Source organism: Phytomonospora endophytica (assembly GCF_014202425.1).
Classification (GTDB): domain Bacteria; phylum Actinomycetota; class Actinomycetes; order Mycobacteriales; family Micromonosporaceae; genus Phytomonospora; species Phytomonospora endophytica.
In genome coordinates, this window is record NZ_JACHGT010000020.1 from 86,131 (window position 1) to 106,611 (window position 20,481).

The following is a 20,481-nucleotide window of genomic DNA, read 5'->3' on the forward strand; positions in this document are numbered from 1 at the left end:
AACGATTGTCGCCTGTTTGGGGTGGGGCGCGTCCACCGGTCGGGGAACGCGGAGACGCGGCCCACCCCGGGTCGGTCAGGAGGCGAGCCGGTAGCCGGCCTCGTCGATCGCCGTGGCGATCGCGTCGACGTCGATGGGGGACCGGCTGACGACGGTCACCTTGCCGGTGGACAGGTCCACGGCCACGTCGGTCACGCCCTCGATGGCGCCGACCTCGGTGCTCACGCTGTTGACGCAGTGCCCGCAGGTCATGCCGACGACGTCGTAGGTCGCGGTGACTCCGCCGGTCACGCCCACGGCGGTGGTGGTCGGGGCGTCGGTGGCGCAGGTGTCGCACATGGGAGGTCTCCTCGGTGATAGTTACCCCAGGGGGGTATCTGACGAAGAGAAAACTAACATACCCCTGGGGGTATTGCAAGGGCGGCTTCCGCTTTTTGTCGGAGGTGGCGCCTACCCTGCGGGAATGGACGACAAGACGCTGCGCGCCGCCGTGGAGAAGTACTGGACGACCGCCGACGCCCGCGACTGGGACGCCTTCGCGACCCTGATCGCCGAGGACGTCGTCTACGAGCTGCCCCAGTCCAGAGAACGGATCACGGGCAAGGAGAAGTACCTCCAGTTCAACCGCGAGTACCCGGGCGACTGGCACGCCTCGCTGTACCGCGTCGTCGCCGAGGCCGACGGCGGCGTCTCCTGGATCAGGATGGAGGACGGCGGCGAGACCGTCGACGCGGTGACCTTCTTCGAGACGAACGCCGAAGGACTGTTCGTGTCGATCACCGACTTCTGGCCGGAGTCGTACGAGCCACCGGCGGGCCGCGAACACCTGGTCGAGCGGTACTGACGCGACCGACCGAACCGGCGACGCGAGCTCCGGCCGGGGAGGCTCGCGGGCCGGTTCCCACGCTGACGCTCGGCCCTACCCGGCGTCCGGCGACACGTCCACACCGGTCCGGCCCTCGGCGAGCCCACGCGCGAAGGCCGCCTCGAACCCCTCGTCGCCCAGCGCCACCCGCACGGCCGCCCCGATCCTGTCGACGTCGCCGCGCTCGCCCTGTGGCAGCGGCGCGCCCACGGCGTCCCTCGCCGCGTGCGCGGCGCCGAGCAGCCTCGCGGCCCGCGTGGGCTCACCCGCGAGCGCGTACGCACCCGCCAGGCCCTCCCAGGCCAGCGCCACGGCACGGGGGTCGCCTGTGTTGCGGGCGGCGGTGAGTCCTTCGCCGTGCAGTTCGAGCGCGGCGGCGGCGTCCCCGCGCTGTTCGGCGGCGAAGCCGAGTTCGGCGAGGATGAGCGCGGCACCGGTGTCAGGCGCGAGCCGCCGGTTCCAGTCGAGCCAGGGCCGCAGGCGCCGCTCGGCGGCGTCCAGGTCACCGCGCCTGCGCGCGGCGAGGCCGAGGCCGATGGCGGCGTTCTCCTCGCCCGGCTTGTCGGCGCGGTCGGCGGCCAGGCGCAGCGCGCGGCCGTGCAGCGCGTCGGCGGCCTCGAAGTCGCCTTCCAGCAGCGCGATCCGGCCGAGCTGCGACAGTGCGCTCGACACCTGCCCGGCCAGTCCCAGCTCCTCGGCGATGCGCAGCCCTTCGCGCAGGTACCGCTCGGCCCCGGCGTAGTCCCCGCCGATCTCGGCGAGCCTCGCCAGTACCCCGAGGGCCTGCTCGCGGCCCCAGCGGTCGCCGAGCCCGGCGAACACGGCCCGGGCGCGCTCGGCGTCACCGGCGGCTCCGGCGAGGTCGCCGCGCTCGTAGGCCGGGATGCCGCGGGCGGTCAGGACGGCCGCGCCCGTCCAGTCGTCGCCCAGCCCCGTCGCCTCCCGCAGGGCGTCGGTGAGGAGCCGTTCGGCGGCCGCGGCCTCCCCGAACAGCGAGGCGGCCAGGCCCAGGAACCAGCCGGCGCGGACGCGTTCGGCGGGGTCGGCAATGGCGTCGCGCAGGGCGATCGGGTCGGTCCCGTCGGCGGGATGGCCGGACAGCATCCGCACGCCGTGCAACCAGGCACGCGCATGCGGCGCGGGACCGTTCGCCGCCGACAGCGCCCGCTCCAGGAAACGCTCGGCCTCGCCGAGGCGTCCGCGCAGGAACCAGTACCAGGTGGTCGTGGTCGCCAGTTCGAGCGCGAGCCGCCCTTCACCACAGGCGACGGCCGCCTCCAGCGCGCCCCTCAGGTTCGCGGACTCGGCGTCGAGGCGGGCCAGCCATGCGCGCTGGTCCGCTCCGCGCAGGCGGGCGTCGGCGGTGCGGGCGAGGTCGGCGTGGTGGCGGGCGTAGGCGAGGCGCGCGTCCCGCTCGTCGCCGGCGAGGCCGAGCCGCTCGGCACAGTAGACCGCGACCGACTCCAGCAGCCGGTAACGCGGCCCGTCGGCGCGGTGCACGACCGTCACCAGCGACCGTGCCACCAGCCGCGCCAGCAGGTCGAGCACGTCACCGGGCGCGACGCCGTCGGCCGCGCACACCGCCTCGGCCGCCACGAGCGTGCACCCGTCGACGTGGACGGCCAGCCGCCGCAGGACGGTCCGCTCGGCCGCCGTCAGCAGTTCCCAGCTCCAGTCGATGACCGCGCGCAGCGTGCGCTGCCGGGCGGGCGCGTCGCGGTGGCCGCCGGTGACCACGCCGAAGCGGTCGTCGAGGCGCCCGGCGAGCGCGCTCACGCCCAGGGCCCGCACCCTCGTAGCCGCGAGCTCCAGGGCGAGCGGGATCCCGTCGAGGCGGCGGCAGATCGTGGCGACCGCCTCGGTGTCGGCGGAGGTCATGCGGAAGCCGGGGGAGGCCGCGGTGGCGCGCGCGGCGAACAGCTCGGCCGCCGCGCCCGCCGGGTCGAGCGGCGGCACGGTCCACAGCAGTTCGCCGGCGATGTCGAGGGACTCGCGACTGGTCGCCAGCACGGTCAGGCCGGGCGCCGCCCGCAGCAGCGCCCCGGTGAGCGTGGCGGCGCCCTCGACGAGGTGCTCGCAGTTGTCGAGGACCAGCAGTGTCCGCTTCGGGCCGAGCGCCTCGCCGAGCCGCGCGAGCGCCTCACCGTCGTCGCGGATGCCGAGGATCGCCGCGACCGCCCCGGCGACCACCTCCGTGCCGGAATCGCGTCCGAGCGAGCTCAGCTCGACCAGCCGGACGCCGTCGGGGAAGGACGCGGCGGCCCGGGACGCGGCCTCGATCGCGAGCCGCGTCTTGCCGACACCGCCGGGCCCGGTGAGCGTCACGAGCCGCTGGTGGGACAGCAGCCCGGCGACCTCCCCGGCGGCGGCGTCGCGGCCGACCAGGCTCGTCACCGGTGTCGGCAGGTTCGTGCGCACCGGCGCGGGCGGCGCGAGCGCGGGGGACTGGCCGAGGATCTCGCGGTGCAGCGTGGCCAGCTCGGGGGAAGGATCGACGCCAAGCTCGGACGCGAGGCGCCGCCGCAGCTCCTCGAAGGCGTCGAGGGCCTCACTCTGGCGGCCCGACCGGTACAGCGCCCGCATGTGCGCCGCCCGCAGGCGTTCCCGGCGCGGGTGGGCCGCGGTCAGCTCGCCCAGCTCGGCGGCGGCGAGGTCGTGCTCGCCCAGTTCCAGTCGTGCCTCCGCGAGGTCCTCCAGCGCGGCCAGCCGACGCTCCTCAAGCCGCGCGGACGCCGCGCGGGCGAAGGGCGCGTCGGCGAACTCGGCGAAGGGCGTGCCCCGCCACAACTCCAGCGCCTCGGTGAGCAGCGCGGCCCGTCCGCGCGCGTCGGCGACCTCGCGGGCGCGGGCCGTCAGCCGCGCGAAACGGACGGCGTCGACGGATTCGACGTCGCCGCCGAAGGCGTACCCCGGCGGCCGGTAGGACACCAGCGCCTTCCCGTCGGCGCCGAGGGCCTTCCGCAGGCGGGAGACCCGGATCTGCACGGCACCGGCAGGGTCCGCCGGAGGCGCACCGGTCCACAGGTCCTCGGCGAGCCGGCCGGTGGAGACCACCCTGCCGGGATCGACGAGCAGGGACGCCAGCAGCGCCCGCACCTTGACCTCGGGGACCGTGACCGCCACGCCGTTCGCCGACCACACCGCGAGGGGACCGAGGACACCAAAACGCACGCCGCAACCGTAACCGCAAGTCGATCTACAACCGAGCGCAAGCCGCGCCCCGCACGGTGGTGCCCGTCAGCACGACGCCAACGGAAACCGAGGAGCGCGACATGGCTGGAATCGACGGCAAGAAGGCGATCGTCACCGGAGGCACGCACGGCATGGGCCTGGGCATCGTCGAGGCCCTGCTCGCCGGAGGCGCCGAGGTGATCCTCACCGGCCGCAACGAGCGGACCGTCGAGGAGGCCCGCACGGCACTGGCCGGCCGCGCCGCGCACGTCGTCCGCTCCGACGCGGCGAGCATGGCCGACATCGACGCGCTCGGAGCGCTGGCCGCCGAACGCCTCGGCGGGGTCGACGCGCTGTTCGTCAACCACGGCATCGCCGAGATCCAGACCCTCGAACAGGTCACCGAGGAGTCCTGGGACCGCCACTTCCGCGTCAACGCCAAGGGCGCGTTCTTCACCGTGCAACGCCTGGCGCCGCTGCTCACCGACGGCGGCGCCGTGGTGTTCACCACCGTCGCCAACGACCTCGTCTTCCCCGGTCTGAGCGCCTACTCCGGCTCGAAGGAGGCGGTCTCGGCCGCCGCGAAGGTCCTCGCCGCCGAACTGCTGCCGCGCCGTATCCGCGTGAACTCGGTGGCTCCGGGCTTCATCAAGACGCCCACGATGGGCGTGCCGGGGCGAAGCGCCGAGGAACGCGCCGAGTTCGAACGGCAGGGCGATCTCCAGACGCCGCTCGGCCGGCACGGGACGGTCGCGGAAGTCGCCGCCGCGGCCCTGTTCCTGGCCTTCGACGCGACGTTCACGACGGCGGCCGAGTTCCCGATCGACGGCGGCTTCGCCCAGGGGATCGCGGCGCCCGCCTGACAGCCCCGGCACGGCAGACCCCAACCCACGTCCAACAGAACGGTCCCTCATGCACGCCACCACCGTCCCCGCCCACACCCAAGCCGGCCCCCGCGCATGGCTCGGCCTGACCCTGCTCGCCCTGCCAAGCCTCCTGCTGTCCCTCGACGTCACCCTCCTCCACCTCGCCGTTCCCCACCTGGCCGCAGCACTCCGCCCCGACGGCGCTCAGATGCTGTGGATCATCGACATCTACGGCTTCATGATCGCCGGACTCCTCGTCACCATGGGCACGCTCGGCGACCGCATCGGACGCCGCAGACTGCTCCTCATCGGCGCCACCCTGTTCGGCGCGGCCTCGGTCCTCGCCGCCTACGCCGACAGTGCCGAAACACTCATCGGCGCCCGCGCCCTCCTCGGCCTCGCCGGGGCCACGCTCATGCCGTCCACGATGGCCCTCATCGGCAACATGTTCCGCGACCCGCGCCAGCGCGGTGTCGCCTACGGTGTGTGGGCCGCGAGCTTCTCGCTCGGGATCGCCCTCGGCCCGGTCGTCGGCGGGCTCATGCTCGAACGCTTCTGGTGGGGGTCGGTCTTCCTGCTGGCCGTCCCCGTCATGGCCCTGCTCCTGCTCACCGGCCCCTTCCTGCTGCCCGAGTTCAAGGACGACTCCGCCGGACGCCTCGACCTCGTCAGCGTCCTGCTCTCACTGGCGGCGATCCTGCCGCTCGTCTACGGCGTCAAACAGGCCGCGAAACACGGCCTCACCGGTCCCACGGCACTCGCGCTGCTCGCCGGGATCGCGTTCGGCGTCCTGTTCGTGCGCCGGCAGCTGCGCTCGGCCGACCCGCTGCTTGACCTCTCGCTGTTCCGGAACCGCTCGTTCACCGTCGCGCTCGGCGTGATGCTGGCCGGGGCCTTCGCGCTCGGCGGCGCCTACCTGTTCATCACCCAGTTCCTCCAGATGGTCGCCGACCTGTCGCCCTTCCAGGCCGGGCTGCGGCTGCTCCCGGCGGCCGCGCTGCTGATCATCGCCTCGATGGTCGCGCCCGCGCTGGCCGGCAGGTTCGGGCCGGGAACGGTCGTCGGGGCCGCGATGTTCCTGTCGGCCATCGGTTACGCCGTGCTCGCGTTCGCCGACACCGACGGCACCGGGATCGTCATGATCGGCTTCGCGATCGTGTACACGGGAATCGGGCCGATGATGGCCCTGAGCGTCGACCTCGTCGTCGGTGCGGCACCGCTGGAGAAGGCGGGCGCGGCCTCGGCGATGCAGGAGACGATGTCGGAGTTCGGGCTGGCCCTGGGCATCGCGGTCGTCGGGAGTATCGGCATGGCCCTCTACCGCGCCGAGCTCACCGGGAACATGCCCGCGGGCGTGCCCGCCGAGGCGGGCGAGGCGGGACGTGACGCGCTGAGCGGCGCCCTCGACGCGGCGGCGGGTCTTCCGGCGCGGCTGGGCGGTGAGTTCCTGGCGGTCGCGCGGGAGGCCTTCAGCTCCGGGCTGAACGCGGCCGCGGTGATCGGCGCGGTCCTCTCGGCGCTGGTCGGGATCCTCGCGGCGGTCGTGCTGCGGCGGGTCGGACGCGACTCGGTGTGAAGGTCGGTCGGCGGCGTGCCTCTAGTCGAGGCGCGCCGCCACCAGCAGGAAGGGCGGCAGCCCGACCCGCCGGGGCTGTTCGGCGAGGATCCGCGCGTTCGGCGCGGGTTCGGAGACGAGGTCGATGGTGAACCCGCACATGACCAGGCCCATGGCGTAGGACGCGATGGTCCGGTGCTGGTTTCCCGCCCGGCGCATCCCGGTGGGGTTCGCCGAGCGCCAGAAGCCCTCGTCGAGGTAGTCGCCGACGAGCCGCTGCCCTTCGGCGGTCCAGGCCGCGCGCGGCGCCTCGAAGCAGGGGTGCGGGACGGTGAACGCGAGCCCGCCGCCCGGGACGAGGACGCGCCTGGCGGCGCCGAGCGCGGCGGGCAGATCGGGGACGTTGTTGAAGGCGAGACCGGCGGTCACCCAGTCCATGGAGGCGTCGGGGATGGTGGCCAGGGTGCGGCCGTCGTCCACGGTGTACTTCGCGCCGACGGGTTTGGTCTTCTCCGTGGCCCGCGCGTACTCGATGAGCCGCTCGCTGGGGTCGATGCCGTGCGCTTCGGCGCCGCGGGCGGCGACGGCCCGGGTGATGATTCCCTCGCCGCAGCCGACGTCGAGGACGCGGCGGCCCGACAGGTCGCCGGGGAGGGCGTCGAGGAGCAGGTCACGGGCGAAGTCGTGCAGGGGAGAGCCCGCGCGGAGCTTCTCGGCGTACCAGTCGGCTATCGAATCCCACGTCTCGTCGCTCACGGGCGGCAAGCCTATCCGGGCGTTGCGAGCGTTTTCTCCAGGTACACGAGCATCACCCCGGTCGGTCCGGGCCGGCGGCCGACTTCGCGGTAGCCGACGCGCTCGTAGAGGCGCAGGTTTCCGGTGCTGAGGAAGCCGGTGAACAGGGAGAGGCGTTCGACACCGGCGGGGACGTCGTCCTCCACGGCGGCGAGCAGTCTGCTGCCGATGCCGCGGCCCTGCTGGTCGGGGGCGACCATGATCCGCCCGACGTGCAGGACGTCCTCTTCACGGTGGACGCGGATGGACCCGACGATGCGGGTGCCGACGACGGCCTTCCAGGTGGGGTGGTCACCGAGCTCGCTGCGCAGCTCGTCGAAGGTCTGCTTGAGCGGCGGAAGATCGAGGCGCTCGTATACGCGCGCCTCGGAGAGGAAGGCGGCGTATTGGAGGGTGAGCAGTTCGCCGGCGTCGTCGGGCCCGGCGCGAACGATCTTGGCCTCGGACATGGAGGCGAGGCTAGCGCGGTGGGGGCGGGGGTGGGACGAGGGTTTCGGTGGGTGGGAAGTTGGGGTGGGGAGGGGGCGCGGCCGGTCGGTGGTCGCTCCGGTTTCGTTCGCCCCCGCCGATCAACTCAGTACTGCTCGGGCTCCAGTTTCACCGCCAGCAACCTCCGGAACGACGCGAGCCTTTCCGGCCGCGCCTTCCCTTCGGCGACCAGTTCGTCGAGTCCGCATTCGTCGTTGTCGCCGGTGTGGTCGCAGCCGCGTGGGCATTCTTCGAGGCCCGGTACGAGGTCGGTGAAGGCGTGCAGCAGGGACTCGGCCGAGACGTGCGCGAGTCCGAAGGACCGGATCCCCGGTGTGTCGACGATCCATCCTCCGGTCGGCAGTTCGAGTGCGACCGCGCTCGTCGACGTGTGCCGGCCTTTGCCGATGGCGCTGACTCGGCCGACGTCGCGTAGGGCGCCGGGCACGATTCTGTTCACGAGCGTCGATTTGCCGACGCCGGAGTGTCCGATGAGCACCGACAGCCGGTCGGTGAGCAGGTCGGTGACCGGTTCGATGGGCGCTTCGGGTGAGGTCGTGACGTAGGGCAGGTCGAGGTCGGCGTAGTACTCGCGCAGTTCGGCGAGGGCGTTGTCGGCGGGTGCGCCGAGGTCGGCTTTCGTCAGGCAGAGCAGTGGCGCGATGTCGGCGTCGAAGGCGGCGGCGAGGCAGCGGTCGATGAAGCCGGTGCGTGGCGGCGGGTCGGTGAGCGAGGTGACGATGACGAGTTGGGCGACGTTGGCGACGAGGACGCGCTCGGACGGGTCGTCGTCGTCGGCGGTGCGTCGCAGGGCGCCGGTGCGGGGTTCGATGCGCACGATCCGGGCGAGTGTCCCGTCGGCTCCGGACACGTCGCCGAGGAGCGCGACCTTGTCGCCGACGACGACGCCTTTGCGTCCGAGTTCACGCGCGCGCATGGCCAGGACGTTCGTGCCGTCGGTGACTCCGTCGACACGGCAGGTGTAGCGGCCGCGGTCGACGGCGATGACCAGCGCGGGGACGGCGTCGTCGTGGGTGGGCCGAATCTTGGTGCGCGGCCGGGACCGGCGCGTCGGCCGGATGCGGACGTCGTCCTCGTCGTACTCGCGTCGTCGTTTCGTCAGGACCCGTCCTCCAGCATTCGCGTCCACATCCCCGGGAAGTCGGAGAGGGTCTTGGTCGTGCAGGCCACGTCGTCGAGGGAGATGCCGTCGACGACGAGTCCGAGGATCGCCCCGGCCTGTGCCATGCGGTGATCAGCGTAAGTCTCGAACACGGCGCCGGTCAGGCGGCGCGGCGCGATGCGCAGGCCGTCGTCGGTCTCCTCGACCTTGCAGCCGAGGCGGTTGAGTTCGGTGGCGAGGGCTTCGAGGCGGTTGGTCTCGTGGCCGCGGATGTGCGCGACTCCGCGCAGCGTCGACGGCGAGTCGGCGAGGGCGCAGAGGGCGGCGACGGCGGGGGTGAGTTCACTGACGTCGGACAGGTCGGCGTCGATGCCCTTGACGCGGCCGGTGCCTTTGACGGTGAGGCCGCGGTCGTCGAGGACGCATTCGCCGCCCATCTCGGTGAGCAGGCCGCGGAGGGCGTCGCCGGGCTGGGTGGTGTTGTGCGGCCAGCCGGCGATGGTGACTTCGCCGCCGGTGACCAGGGCGGCCGCGAGGAAGGGTGCGGCGTTCGACAGGTCGGGCTCGATCTCCCAGGCCCGGCCGGTGAGCTGGCCGGGTTCGACTTCCCACACGTTCGGGCGGGAGTCGTCGACCGCGCCGCCGGCGGCGCGGATCATCGCGATGGTCATCTGGATGTGCGGCGCGGAGGGCACCGGCGGGCCGATGTGGCGGAGCACGAGGCCGCGGTCGAAGTCGGCGGCCGACAGCAGCAGCCCGGATATGAGCTGGCTGGTCTTGGAGGCGTCGACGGTGAGTTCGCCGCCGCGCACGGAGCCCGTCCCGTGAATGACGAAGGGGAGCGCGCCGCGGCCTTCGTCGCTGATCTGGACACCGATGGCGCTGAGCGCCTTCAGCAGGGGGCCCATGGGGCGCTCGCGGGCGTAGGCGTCGCCGTCGAAGCGGACGGCGCCGGTCGCCAGCGCGGCGAGCGGCGGGACGAAGCGCATGACCGTCCCGGCGAGGCCGCAGTCGATGTCGGCGGGGCCGTGGAGGGGCTGGGGGCGGATGACCCACAGGTTGTCCTCGGCGGTGTTGACGCCGACGCCCATGGCGCGCAGGGCACCGGCCATGAGGGTGGTGTCACGCGCGATGAGGGGTTCGGCGAGGCTGCTGTGCTTGACGGCCGCGGCCGAGAGGACCAGCGCCCGCGCGGTCATCGACTTCGAGCCCGGGAGGGAGACGGTCGACAGGACTGGGCCGGTGGCACGGGGGGTTTGCCACGGTGTGGGCACTGAGGTCTGCTCGGTCACGCCGATCAGCGTACTGTTTCCTCCATGTGCGGGCGTTACGCATCGACGCGGAGTGCGACGGATCTGGCGGCTCTTTTCGAGGCGGCCGACGACACCGGCGGGGAACTGGAGCCGGGCTTTAACCTGGCACCGACCCGGTCGGTGCCGATCGTGCGCGTGTCGAAGAGCCTGGAGTCGCGGGCGGTCTCGCTGGCGCGCTGGGGACTGGTGCCCAGGTGGGCGAAGGACACGGCGATCGGCAACCGCATGTTCAACGCGCGCTCGGAGACGGTGACGACGTCGAACGCCTTCAAGAACGCCTTCAAGCGGCGGCGCTGCCTGGTCCCGGCCGACGGCTGGTACGAGTGGCAGAAGCTGGCGGACGGGTCGAAGCAGCCGTTCTACATGACCTACGACGACGGTGAGCCCCTGGTGTTCGCCGGCCTGTGGGAGACGTGGGGCGAGGGGCCGCTGATGTCGACGACGGTCTTGACGACCGACGCGCACGGCGGGCTGGAGGGCATCCACGACAGGATGCCGCTGGTGCTGTCGCCGGACCGCTGGGCCGACTGGCTGGGGGAGTCCGACGACGCCGAGTCGTTGTTGCTGCCGCCGTCGCTCGAAGTCATCGCGGCGATCGAGGCGAGGCCGGTCGGCAAGGCCGTCGGTAACGTCCGCAACGATGGAGCGTTCCTTACCGAACGGGTCGAGCCGGTGGGTGTTCGAGGGGTCGAACCCCCCGTCGAACAGGACGGCGCGCCCACCCTGTTCTAGTCCGTTTTGGCGCTGTTCGTTCCCGGTTGAACAGTTCGCCTTTCCCCAGAACCATTGCCGCTCGCTTTCGCCGTGGGTTAGATCACGGCACCGGCGAGGGAGTGGTCTCCGTCGCCGGTGTCGGATCCGAAACGTCGCGCTCAGCGGGACTCTCGGCGCCGACCATCCATATTGGACGGACCACCTTGGGGAGGTGGGTCGAATGACCCGAGCGAGACTGCCGAGGCCGGAGGAAGTCGCCGCGGCCCGTGCCGACAGCCGATTGATCCGCGCGAGGGAAGAGCGACCGGAGGACGAGACCTGGCGGGTACGGGGCAACTGCCGCTCGGTCGACCCGGAGACGTTCTTTCCGGCGGCGACCGAGCCGCCCGACATGGCCGTCGCCGTGTGCGGCGGATGCCCCGTGCGAGGCGCCTGCCTCGCCTGGGCCCTCGAAGCCGGCGACGCCCACGGTGTGTGGGGCGGGACGACGCCGCGCGAACGCCGGGCGATGGTGATCGCCTGGCGCGCGGGCGCCGGCGAGCGAAGAGAACTCATCGGAGTCGGCTGACTTCGGAGCGTAACCAGGTCGGAGGTCGGTCGTTAGACCGGGCGAACCGGCAAATCTGGCTAGCCAGAGGCGGTCCCTCGGGATCGCGCCGACCTCCCAGGCCCTTCCTGGCTCTGGTGGCAGGCACCGCCACCAGAGCCAGGAAGCGCGAGGACGGGTCGCCGGGGTCAACGGGCCGCCGGGGTGCGCGAACCCCGCAGATGACGTCGCGCCGCTGCCGTGGCGCCCGCCCGAGGCGGCCGACACCGCCCGCCGTGCCGTCGCCTCGAACCCGGCGGTTCGCGAACCCGCCGCGAGGTGTGCCGAGGACCTGAAGGTTCGAGACACGACGCCCTCACCCGAACCGGGGAGTCCTTCGTCACTCCCCGGCCACGGAATTACTCCCGCCACACCGACGTTTCGGCACACGTAAGGGATGAAGGGAGCCACCCGACGTGATGACCAAGGTGCGCAACCAGCCCGGAGGGTCTGGTGCGGGGTCGCAAGACGAGACGACCGATCAGCTGCGTCGTCTTTTGGCCGGTCCGGCCTGGCCGGTTACCGGTTCTCCCGTCGAACCGGGCGGCGTATCCTCAGCGGGGATGATCAACCCGAGGGGGACGACCACTTTGCCGCAGGCGCCCGACGCTCCGGAAACGGCCGAGGAACGGGGCGCGCGCTTCGAGCGCGACGCCATGCAGTTCGTCGACCAGCTCTACGGCGCTGCCCTGCGCATGACCCGCAACCCGGCCGACGCCGAGGACCTGGTCCAGGAGACCTTCCTGAAGGCCTTCGCCGCCTTCCACCAGTTCCGCGAGGGCACCAACCTCAAGGCGTGGCTGTACCGCATCCTCACCAACACCTACATCAACTCCTACCGTCGGCGTAAGCGCCAGCCGCTGCAGTCTCCCACCGAGGAGATCACCGACTGGCAGCTCGCCGAGGCCGAGTCGCACACGTCCAGCGGCCTGCGTTCCGCCGAGACCGAGGCGCTCGACCGCCTCCCCGACAGTGACGTGAAGGAAGCCCTCCAGCGCCTGCCCGAGGACTTCCGGCTCGCGGTCTACCTCGCCGATGTCGAAGGCTTCGCCTACAAGGAGATCGCCGACATCATGGGCACGCCGATCGGGACCGTCATGTCCCGTTTGCACCGTGGCCGCCGTCAGCTTCGTGACATGCTTCAGTCTTACGCCGCCGAGCGGGGTTTCACCCACTCCGGCGCGGACCCGGAAGGGGCCTGAGGTGAGCTGTGGGGACCCGCATGAGGTCGACTGCCGCGAAGTGCTCTCCGAGGTGTACTTCTACCTCGACGCCGAATGCGCCGACGCCCGCCGGGCGATCATCCGCCAGCATCTCGACGAGTGCACTCCCTGTCTGAGGGAGTTCGGCATCGAGCAGGAGGTCCGGGCGCTCGTGCAGCGCTGCTGCCGCCAGGAGGTCGCGCCCAACGGGCTCAAGGACCGCCTGCGCGCGAAGCTCTCCGATCTCGACTTTCCGCGTTAGAACCGCGACGCACGACCGGGCGCGGGGCCATGGGCTCCGCGCCTTTCGTCGTCTCAGGCCTTCTGCGGCTCCTCGTCGACGGTGAGGAGGTGCTCGGCGGCCTTCGTCGCCGCCGTCACCAGACCGTCGACGAGCGGGTCGCTGGCCATGTGGATCTCGTTGGCGGTGACCAGCCCCAGCGCGACCGACAGGGCCGCGTCGCGCAGCTGCTCGCGTTCGACGCCCTGCTCCTCGAAGAACACGAACCAGCTCGTGTGGACCGTCATGATGGCCTGGAACGCGCGCACCCGCGTCTCCAGGTCGGCGTCCGGCTCGTACATGAGGCGGTGCAGGGCGCCCATGCGCTCCTTGAAGTGCCGGCCCTTGTCGTCCATGCGCCGCATCGTCGGCTGATTCTCGTGGAAGAACCGGATCATGTCGTGCTTGTCGATGATCAGGTCCATGTAACGACGCAACAGCTCACGACGCAGCTTGGGGCCGCGCGGCTGAGCCTCGCCCCAGGCGATGAGCTCCTTGACGGCACCGCCGAAATCCTCGAAGTAGCTGCTGAGGATGTCTTCCTTGGCCTTGAAGTGGTAGTAAAGGGCGGCCTTGGTGACACCGAGCCGTTCGGCGATCTCGCGCAGCGAGGTCTTCTCGTAGCCCTGTTCCAGGAAGAGCTCAAGAGAGACGCGCTGAATGCGCTCGCGGGTGCTGGGCATCACAATCCCTTCATACTTACTTGACGACCGGCTAGTTGCGACTTAAGTTTCACAGATAACTTGCCGGTCGGCAAGTAAGCACTGCTTGAGAGGATCCTACCCATGTCTCAGGCTACCGACGCCTCACCGTCGCCGAAGATGCGGCGGGAAATCCTGGTCGTCATGCCTGGTCTGATGCTCGCGATGCTGCTCGCGATGTTGGACAACACCATCGTCGGCACGGCCATGCCCGTGATCGTCGGTGAGTTCGGTGGCTACGCCCACATGTCGTGGGTGGTGACCGCGTACATCCTTGCCGCGACGATCTCGACGCCGCTCTACGGCAAGCTCGGCGACCTATACGGCCGCAAGCGACTGTTCATGTTCGCCATCGCGCTGTTCCTGGTCGGTTCGGCCGCGTCCGGCGCCGCCCAGGACATGGGCCAGCTCATCGCCTTCCGCGGCCTCCAGGGCCTCGGCGCCGGCGGTCTGATGGTCGGCGTCATGGCGATCATCGGGGACCTGATCCCGCCGCGCGAGCGCGGCAAGTACCAGGGCTTCATGGCCGCGGTGATGATGCTCGCGATGATCGGCGGCCCGTTCATCGGCGGTTTCCTCACCGACGCGATCAACTGGCGCTGGACCTTCTACATCAACCTCCCGCTGGGCATCGTGGCCCTGCTGGTGGTGGCCTTCACGCTGCACATTCCGCGGCACCGGAACAAGGCCCGCATCGACTACCTCGGCATCGTCCTGCTCAGCGTCGCCGCCGGTTCGATGGTGCTGCTGACGACGTGGGGCGGCACCGAGTACGAGTGGGACTCGCCGCAGATCCTCGGCCTGGCCGCGCTCGGCGTCGTGTCGCTGATCCTGCTGGTCATGGTCGAGCGCAAGGCGGCCGAGCCCGTCCTGCCGCTGCGGTTGTTCAAGGACCGCAACTTCGTCCTGATCAACGCCGTCGGTTTCCTCCAGGGCTTCGCGATGTTCGGCGCGATGACCTTCATCCCGATGTACCTGCAGATCGTCAAGGGGCAGACGCCGACCGAGTCGGGCGTCACGTTCATCCCGATGATGCTCGGCGCGATGGTGGCCTCGCTGCTGTCCGGCCAGCTGCTCAGCAAGACCGGGAAGTACAAGATCTTCCCGATCCTGGGCGGCGCGATCATGATCGCCGGGATGGCCCTGCTGACGACGCTGAACGTCGACACCTCCCTCTGGCTCACCAGCGGGATGCTGATCGTGTTCGGTCTCGGCCTCGGCCTGATCATGCAGGTGTCGATGGTCGTGGCGCAGAACAGCGCGCCCCAGCGCGACATCGGTGTCGCCAGCTCCACCTCGACGTTCCTGCGCAACATCGGCGGGTCCTTCGGTGTGGCGCTGTTCGGGGCGATCTTCGCCAACCAGCTGACGAACTACTTCGCCGGCCGGTTGCCCGGGGACACCGCGGCCAACTTCACCGGCGGCGGCGCGGGTCTCGACCCGGGCCAGATCAAGGACCTGCCGGCGCCGATCCTCGACGTCGTGCACAACGGTGTGACCGAGGCGATCACGAACGTGTTCATGTGGACGATCCCGTTCGCCATCGCCGGGCTGCTGTTCGCGCTGTTCGTGAAGCAGGTTCCGCTGCGCACGGGCGCCGCGCCGGGCGACAACGACGCCGAGCCCGGTGACGCCGAAGGCGCCGCCGAGGCCGAGGCGGCGAAGCTCGCGGCCATGCACTGACGGTTTCGTTACGGAGGGACCCGCGGGTCCCGGGCGCTTGGGTGCTCGGGGTCGCGGGTCTTTTCGTGGGCGTGAACCTGCGGGCGTCGCCGGGAAGTGAGCCGCCCAGCACAACGGCCCACCCGTCTGCGACGTGGTGGGCCGTTCATGTCCGTGCGCTAGGCGTTCGGACGGCGTCCGTGGTTCGCGCCCTTTTTCTTGCGCGCGCGACGCTTGCGAGCTCGCTTCGCCATGGTGATCACTCCTAACCTCACTAGTTCAGCACTCCACGATATTGGCTGCCCACTCACGGCTTGTCGGCGAGGCAGCCTACTGTGATCGTCGGATGAACCCCGCTGTGACCAATGGAGGCGATGATGGCCGAAGAGATCCGCGCCGAGATGGTGGCCAACGTCTGGAAGATCGTGGCCAAGCCCGGTGACCAGATCGCCGAGGGCGACACGATCGTGATCCTCGAATCCATGAAGATGGAGATCCCGGTCATCGCCGAGGAGGAGGGCACCCTCACCAGCATCGCCGTCGCCGAGGGCGACGTCGTGCAGGAGGGCGACCTCATCGCGGTGCTCGACTGATGGCCGTCGAGGTCCGCGTCGCCACGCCCGGCGACTACCCCGAGGCCGGGCGCATCGCCGTCGACGCCTACCGCAAGCACGGCCACCTCGGTGACGCCGACGGTCCGGCGTCCTTCTACGCCGAACAGCTCGCCGACGCCGCCTCCCGTGCCGCCGACGGCACGCTCCTCGTCGCCGTCGACCCCGAGACCGGTGACGTGCTCGGCACCGTCGCCTACCTGGAGCACGGGTCGCCGATGGCCGAGATGTCGGCGCCCGGCGAGGCCGAGTTCCGGATGCTGGCCGTCGACCCGCGCGCCGAGCGCAGGGGCGTCGGGAAGGCCCTCGTCAACGCGTGCGTCGAACGTGCCCGCGCCAACGGCCGCACGGCCGTGGCGATCTGCAGTCGCGACGACGTGGCCGTCGGCGCGATGCGGCTGTACGAGAGGCTCGGGTTCGTGCGCACGCCTGAGAAGGACTGGGAGCCGGTGGCGGGGATCTCGCTGATCGGGTGGCGGATCGAGGTCTGAGCCCACGGGGTCGTGCGTGATTCCGCGCGGACGATCCGGCCGGTGTGCGCTCCCGCGCATGCCCGCACCTTGACGATCACGCCCACGGTGCCCGCCCGGGCCGGTCGCCGACCTGCTTTCTGAGGTATTTCACTGATTGGCCGACCCCTCGCGACCTAAGCTCGCCTCAGGTGCGGCGTGACTGCTCGGTTTCGCGCAGAATATGCTTGCTTCGCGCATGATCACGCATAGCGTAAGCCTGACGAGGAGAACCGCATGACCGAGCAAGTGGGGACGGCCCGTGCCGCCCAAGCCGCGCCCGACGGCCTGAGCGTTCCGCGCGGGTCCGGCATGGCTGCCGACATCGACGAGCAGCCGGCCGTGTTCGCCGACCTGCTCGACAACCACGCCAAGGCCATCGCCGACGTCGCCGGCGCCATCGCCCGCAAAAAGCCCAAGTTCGTCGTCTACACCGCGCGCGGCACCTCCGACCACGCCGCCCTCTACGCCGCCTACCTCACCGAGATCCGCCTCGGCATCCCCACCGGACTCGCCTCGCCCAGCGCCATCACCGTCTACGGCGCCCGGCCCGACCTGTCCGAAGCCCTCGTCGTCGGCGTCTCCCAGAGCGGCGGCTCGCCCGACATCGGCGAAGTCCTCCGCGTCGCCCGCGAATCCGGTGCCCAGACCCTCGCGGTCACCAACAACCCCGACTCCAACCTCGCCAAGATCGCCGAACTCCACGTCGACGTCTCCGCCGGCCACGAACGCGCCGTCGCCGCGACCAAGACCTACACCGCCGAACTCCTCGCCCTCCTCATGCTCATCGAAGGCGTACGCGGCGGCAACGGCACCCTCCCCGCCGAAGAACACGCCGAACTCGCCAAACTCCCCGAGCTCGCCCGTGCCCTCCTCGCCGACGACACCGCCGTCGAACTCGCCCCCCGCTACCGCTTCGCCGAACGCCTCGTCACCACCGGCCGCGGCTACGCCTACCCCACCGCCCGCGAAGCCGCGCTCAAGCTCATGGAGACCAGCTACCTCTCCGGGCTCGCGTTCTCCGGCGCCGACCTCCTCCACGGGCCCCTCGCCATGGCCGACCCCGACGTCCCCGTCCTCGCCATCGTCGGCAACGGCCCCGGCGGAAAAACCATGCGCGAAGTCCTCGGCCGCCTCGGCGAACGCCGCGCCGACGTCGTCGCCATCGGCTCCGACGTCCCCGGCGCCGCACTCCGCATCCCGACACCCGACGTCGACGAGCGATACGCGCCCCTGCTCGACATCCTGCCGCTACAGCGACTGGCGCTCGCGCTGTCACTCACGCGCGGAGAAAACCCGGACGCGCCACGAGGACTGAAGAAGGTGACGGAGACTCTGTAGTTTGGGCAGCGCTCTGCTGGTTTGGGCGGCGCTCTGCTTGTTTGGGCGGCGCGAACGAAACCGCCTGAGAGGTAGGGGATCGGGCTGCGGCCCGCCGCCGGTGCCGGGTTCCCGGGCTGTGTGAGTCGTGGGACGGGACTCGCCGTGGTGTGTCGCGCGGCGGGTTCCCGGGGTTCGGCTGCGCCGGTGGCAATCCGCTGTGGCGTGGCGCCTGGGCCGGGTTTCCCGCCGCGGGTTCCGCAGTTCGAGCGAGCCATTCACCGAGTTATCCACAAGCGATGGCTTGCGCACAGGGAGCCGGGCTCATGTTCGCCGGCCGTGCCTGAGCAAGCGCTACGGTCGAATGTAGGGCGGAGGCCGGGAGGCCCCTGGCCCAGTTCACGTTTCGCGGACGGCCGCGCCTTTCGGCGCGGCCGTCCGCCACCCGCGCGCGCTCCTCAACCCCCCGCCAGCACCCCCTCCGTCAACCCCCGCAGCCGCACCGCCGCCTCCGGGGCGAAGTCCTCGTCGTCGACCGCCATCCGCTCGTGGTGCACCCACGCCGACAGCGCCTCGGCGGGCGGATCGTCGATCCGCCGCAGGATCGGCACGATCGCCTCGCCGACGGTCTTCCCGCGCTTCCTCATCTCCGCGACGAACGCCGCGTCGGCCTCGCTGTACGTCCCCGAGTGCCCGGTCACCGTCACCCCCGGGTGGTGCAGCACGTAGCGGACCCGCGTGCCCGGATGCGCCGGCGCGAAGTCCACCCCGAGCAGGTCCGCGAGCTTCCCGCTCTGCGTCATCGCCTTCCCCGCGTGATAGCCGCGCGTGAACTGCAGGTCGTCCCACCGGACCCCGCCGATCGGCGTCCCCGGTCCCGCCACGCTCATCACGACCGGCGCGGGCGCCTTCTCCAGCAGCGGCGCCAGCCCATGCCCCAGGATGTACCGGCTCAGATAGAACAACCCGAAGTTCTCCTCGATCCCCTCCGCCGTCTCGGCGCGGGCCGAACGGTAGTGGCGCGCGCAGAACACCAGCACGTCCACCTGTTCCGTCCGGGAGACGAGCGACGCCAGGACCCGCCGGTTCTCCGCCACGAGCGACAGGTCGGCGGCGATGAACTCGGCGCCCTCGGGCGCCTTGGCGGCGTCGCGGCCGATGACGATGACGCGCTCGCCCCGCCGCAGGAATGTGCGGGCGAGGCCGCGGCCGATGCCGTCGGTGCCGCCGGTGATCACGATGGTCTTCACAGGGACGCTCCTTCGAGTACGGGGGCGGGGGTGCGGCCGGGCACGCGGGTCGTGGCGGCGAGCATCGCCGTCGCGGCGACGACAAGGGCCCATGAGGTGTGGCGGAAGCCGGTGGCCGGGTCGGCCGCCGACTGGATCAGCAGCGCCGCGACCGTGATCCCGAGCGAGGCGCCGAGCTGGTTGAGCATGTAGAGCAGCGAGCTGCCCTGCGCGACCCTTTCGGGCGGCAGGATCTTGAACACGACGCTCATCGTCGGCGCGCTCGCGCAGCCGAGGCCCAGCCCGATCGCCAGGGACGCCACGGCGGGCAGGACCCGGTCGCCGGAGTCGGCGAAGGTGAACGCCAGTGCGCTGAGCAGCGTCAGCGCGGATCCGGCGACGGCGAGGTTGCGCGACCCGAGGCGGTCCGAGAGCCGTCCGGCGAGCGGCATCGAGATGACCGCGCCGATCCCCAGCGGCGCCAGCAGCAGCCCCGCCGCGAACGGCCCGTCCCCGCTCGCCTGCTGGTAGAACAGCGGCAGCGCGAAGAGGGCTCCGTACGTCGTCACCCCGTTGAAGGCGAGCACCAGGACCCCGGGCGGGAAACCCCGGTGCGCGAACATGCGCGGGTCGATCAGCGGCTCGGTACGGCGCAGGGCGTGGGACACGTACAGGCCGACGAGCACCAGCCCGACGGCCAGCGGCGCGACCACGTACGGAGTGGTGAACCCGCCGTGCTCCGCGGCCTGCGAGAGCGCCAGGACGGAGGCGGCGACGCCCGGCCCGATCAGCGCCACGCCGACCACGTCGAGGCGTGTGCGGGCCGTCCCGGGCGCGGGCCGGTCGACGGGGAGGACCCTGCGGGCCAGGACGAACGCCACGATGACGATCGGGACGTTGACGAAGAACATCCACCGCCAGTCGAGGCTCTGCACGATGAGACCGCCGACGATAGGCCCGACCACGGGCCCGGCGGAGCCGACGGCGCCCATGAGCCCGACGACGCGCCCCGAGCGGCCGGGTCCGGCCGTGCGAACGAGCAGGGTGAGCATGAGGGGGTCGAGGATCCCGGCGCCCGCGCCCTGCACGACGCGGAAGACGATGAGCGGCCCGACGTCCCAGGCGAGCCCGGAGGCGACCGAGCCGGCCAGGAACAGCACCAGCCCGAACAGCCACAGCCGCCGTCCGCCGACGCGGTCGACGGCCCAGGCGGTCACCGGGACCGCGATCGTCAGCGCGAGCAGGTAGCCCGTCGAGGCCCAGCCGATGACGGCGAGGGAGCTGCCGAAGTGCCCGGCGAGGGTGTCGGCGGCGACGACGACCATCGAGCCGTCGAGGATGCCCATGATCCCGCCGAGCAGGATCACCGCGACCGTCCGCCGCACTGCGGGTTCGAGACGGTCTTCGGTTCGTGTCATGAGTGACTCCATTGAGGGAAACTGAACCAGCGGGTTCACCGTAGCGAACCTGTTGGTCCTTGGAAACCCTCGGGGGCGTATAAATGAACCCAT

General features: G+C 71.3%; 21 protein-coding genes. 11 read left to right on the top strand and 10 right to left on the bottom strand.

What is annotated here, in order from left to right:
- Positions 1-75 precede the first annotated feature (75 nt).
- A complete protein-coding gene (locus tag HNR73_RS34615; RefSeq protein ID WP_275414570.1) occupies positions 76-291 on the bottom strand; it encodes a heavy-metal-associated domain-containing protein in 216 nt (71 codons plus the stop codon).
- Between the two features lie 172 nt (positions 292-463).
- Between HNR73_RS34615 and HNR73_RS34620 the strand changes: the two genes are divergently transcribed.
- Positions 464-844, top strand: coding sequence for a nuclear transport factor 2 family protein (locus HNR73_RS34620; RefSeq protein WP_184792266.1), 381 nt, complete (start codon positions 464-466; stop codon positions 842-844).
- A gap of 75 nt (positions 845-919) precedes the next feature.
- Here HNR73_RS34620 and HNR73_RS34625 read toward each other — a convergent pair whose 3' ends face one another.
- Positions 920-4,036, bottom strand: a complete 3,117-nt coding sequence (locus tag HNR73_RS34625; protein WP_184792267.1) for an AfsR/SARP family transcriptional regulator — start codon at positions 4,034-4,036, stop codon at positions 920-922.
- Positions 4,037-4,137: 101 nt separating this feature from the next.
- Here HNR73_RS34625 and HNR73_RS34630 point away from each other — a divergent pair, with 101 nt between their 5' ends.
- Positions 4,138-4,899: an SDR family oxidoreductase gene (locus HNR73_RS34630; RefSeq protein WP_184792268.1), complete on the top strand. Its 762-nt coding sequence runs from the start codon at positions 4,138-4,140 to the stop codon at positions 4,897-4,899.
- A gap of 49 nt (positions 4,900-4,948) precedes the next feature.
- Positions 4,949-6,478 carry an MFS transporter gene (locus tag HNR73_RS34635; protein WP_184792269.1) on the top strand — a complete coding sequence of 510 codons (1,530 nt, stop codon included), beginning with the start codon at positions 4,949-4,951 and terminating at the stop codon, positions 6,476-6,478.
- A 21-nt stretch (positions 6,479-6,499) separates the two neighbouring features.
- Here HNR73_RS34635 and HNR73_RS34640 read toward each other — a convergent pair whose 3' ends face one another.
- The 4 genes from HNR73_RS34640 to aroA all read right to left on the bottom strand — a co-directional run bounded on the left by HNR73_RS34640 (position 6,500) and on the right by aroA (position 10,141).
- Positions 6,500-7,213 carry a class I SAM-dependent methyltransferase gene (locus tag HNR73_RS34640; protein WP_184792270.1) on the bottom strand — a complete coding sequence of 238 codons (714 nt, stop codon included), beginning with the start codon at positions 7,211-7,213 and terminating at the stop codon, positions 6,500-6,502.
- An 11-nt stretch (positions 7,214-7,224) separates the two neighbouring features.
- Complete coding sequence (locus tag HNR73_RS34645; RefSeq protein WP_184792271.1) at positions 7,225-7,701, bottom strand: GNAT family N-acetyltransferase; 477 nt, start codon at positions 7,699-7,701, stop codon at positions 7,225-7,227.
- A gap of 125 nt (positions 7,702-7,826) precedes the next feature.
- Entirely contained in the window at positions 7,827-8,765 is a 939-nt protein-coding gene (gene rsgA / locus HNR73_RS34650; RefSeq protein WP_203686360.1) for a ribosome small subunit-dependent GTPase A, read from the bottom strand.
- A 74-nt stretch (positions 8,766-8,839) separates the two neighbouring features.
- Positions 8,840-10,141 (bottom strand): 3-phosphoshikimate 1-carboxyvinyltransferase, encoded by a 1,302-nt coding sequence (gene aroA, locus HNR73_RS34655; protein WP_184792340.1) that lies wholly within the window; start codon positions 10,139-10,141, stop codon positions 8,840-8,842.
- Positions 10,142-10,159: 18 nt separating this feature from the next.
- Here aroA and HNR73_RS34660 point away from each other — a divergent pair, with 18 nt between their 5' ends.
- From HNR73_RS34660 to rsrA, 4 genes are all read left to right on the top strand, one after another.
- Positions 10,160-10,888 (top strand): SOS response-associated peptidase, encoded by a 729-nt coding sequence (locus HNR73_RS34660; RefSeq protein ID WP_184792341.1) that lies wholly within the window; start codon positions 10,160-10,162, stop codon positions 10,886-10,888.
- A 202-nt stretch (positions 10,889-11,090) separates the two neighbouring features.
- On the top strand, positions 11,091-11,438 hold the full coding sequence (locus tag HNR73_RS34665) for a WhiB family transcriptional regulator (RefSeq protein WP_184792272.1): 348 nt from the start codon (positions 11,091-11,093) through the stop codon (positions 11,436-11,438).
- A gap of 437 nt (positions 11,439-11,875) precedes the next feature.
- Positions 11,876-12,658, top strand: coding sequence for a sigma-70 family RNA polymerase sigma factor (locus tag HNR73_RS34670; RefSeq protein WP_275414568.1), 783 nt, complete (start codon positions 11,876-11,878; stop codon positions 12,656-12,658).
- Position 12,659: 1 nt separating this feature from the next.
- Entirely contained in the window at positions 12,660-12,920 is a 261-nt protein-coding gene (gene rsrA, locus HNR73_RS34675; RefSeq protein ID WP_184792274.1) for a mycothiol system anti-sigma-R factor, read from the top strand.
- Positions 12,921-12,973: 53 nt separating this feature from the next.
- On the opposite strand, the gene HNR73_RS34680 is transcribed toward rsrA, so the two are convergent.
- On the bottom strand, positions 12,974-13,621 hold the full coding sequence (locus HNR73_RS34680; protein ID WP_184792275.1) for a TetR/AcrR family transcriptional regulator: 648 nt from the start codon (positions 13,619-13,621) through the stop codon (positions 12,974-12,976).
- A 102-nt stretch (positions 13,622-13,723) separates the two neighbouring features.
- Here HNR73_RS34680 and HNR73_RS34685 point away from each other — a divergent pair, with 102 nt between their 5' ends.
- Positions 13,724-15,322, top strand: coding sequence for an MDR family MFS transporter (locus tag HNR73_RS34685; protein ID WP_184792276.1), 1,599 nt, complete (start codon positions 13,724-13,726; stop codon positions 15,320-15,322).
- 158 nt (positions 15,323-15,480) lie between these two features.
- On the opposite strand, the gene HNR73_RS41285 is transcribed toward HNR73_RS34685, so the two are convergent.
- Positions 15,481-15,555 carry a 50S ribosomal protein bL37 gene (locus tag HNR73_RS41285; RefSeq protein WP_373316623.1) on the bottom strand — a complete coding sequence of 25 codons (75 nt, stop codon included), beginning with the start codon at positions 15,553-15,555 and terminating at the stop codon, positions 15,481-15,483.
- Positions 15,556-15,678: 123 nt separating this feature from the next.
- Between HNR73_RS41285 and HNR73_RS34690 the strand changes: the two genes are divergently transcribed.
- The 3 genes from HNR73_RS34690 to HNR73_RS34700 all read left to right on the top strand — a co-directional run bounded on the left by HNR73_RS34690 (position 15,679) and on the right by HNR73_RS34700 (position 17,762).
- The gene (locus tag HNR73_RS34690) at positions 15,679-15,894 is read left to right on the top strand and encodes a biotin/lipoyl-binding carrier protein (RefSeq protein WP_373316622.1); all 216 of its coding nucleotides are present in this window, start codon (positions 15,679-15,681) and stop codon (positions 15,892-15,894) included.
- The gene (locus HNR73_RS34695) at positions 15,894-16,403 is read left to right on the top strand and encodes a GNAT family N-acetyltransferase (RefSeq protein WP_308441951.1); all 510 of its coding nucleotides are present in this window, start codon (positions 15,894-15,896) and stop codon (positions 16,401-16,403) included. Before HNR73_RS34690 ends, HNR73_RS34695 begins: the two co-directional genes overlap by 1 nt.
- Before the next feature lie 330 nt (positions 16,404-16,733).
- Positions 16,734-17,762, top strand: coding sequence for an SIS domain-containing protein (locus HNR73_RS34700; RefSeq protein ID WP_184792343.1), 1,029 nt, complete (start codon positions 16,734-16,736; stop codon positions 17,760-17,762).
- A gap of 437 nt (positions 17,763-18,199) precedes the next feature.
- On the opposite strand, the gene HNR73_RS34705 is transcribed toward HNR73_RS34700, so the two are convergent.
- Together HNR73_RS34705 and HNR73_RS34710 are read right to left on the bottom strand one after the other, a co-directional pair.
- Positions 18,200-18,991 (bottom strand): SDR family NAD(P)-dependent oxidoreductase, encoded by a 792-nt coding sequence (locus HNR73_RS34705; RefSeq protein WP_184792278.1) that lies wholly within the window; start codon positions 18,989-18,991, stop codon positions 18,200-18,202.
- Positions 18,988-20,388 (bottom strand): DHA2 family efflux MFS transporter permease subunit, encoded by a 1,401-nt coding sequence (locus HNR73_RS34710; protein WP_184792279.1) that lies wholly within the window; start codon positions 20,386-20,388, stop codon positions 18,988-18,990. Before HNR73_RS34710 ends, HNR73_RS34705 begins: the two co-directional genes overlap by 4 nt.
- Positions 20,389-20,481: the final 93 nt, after the last annotated feature.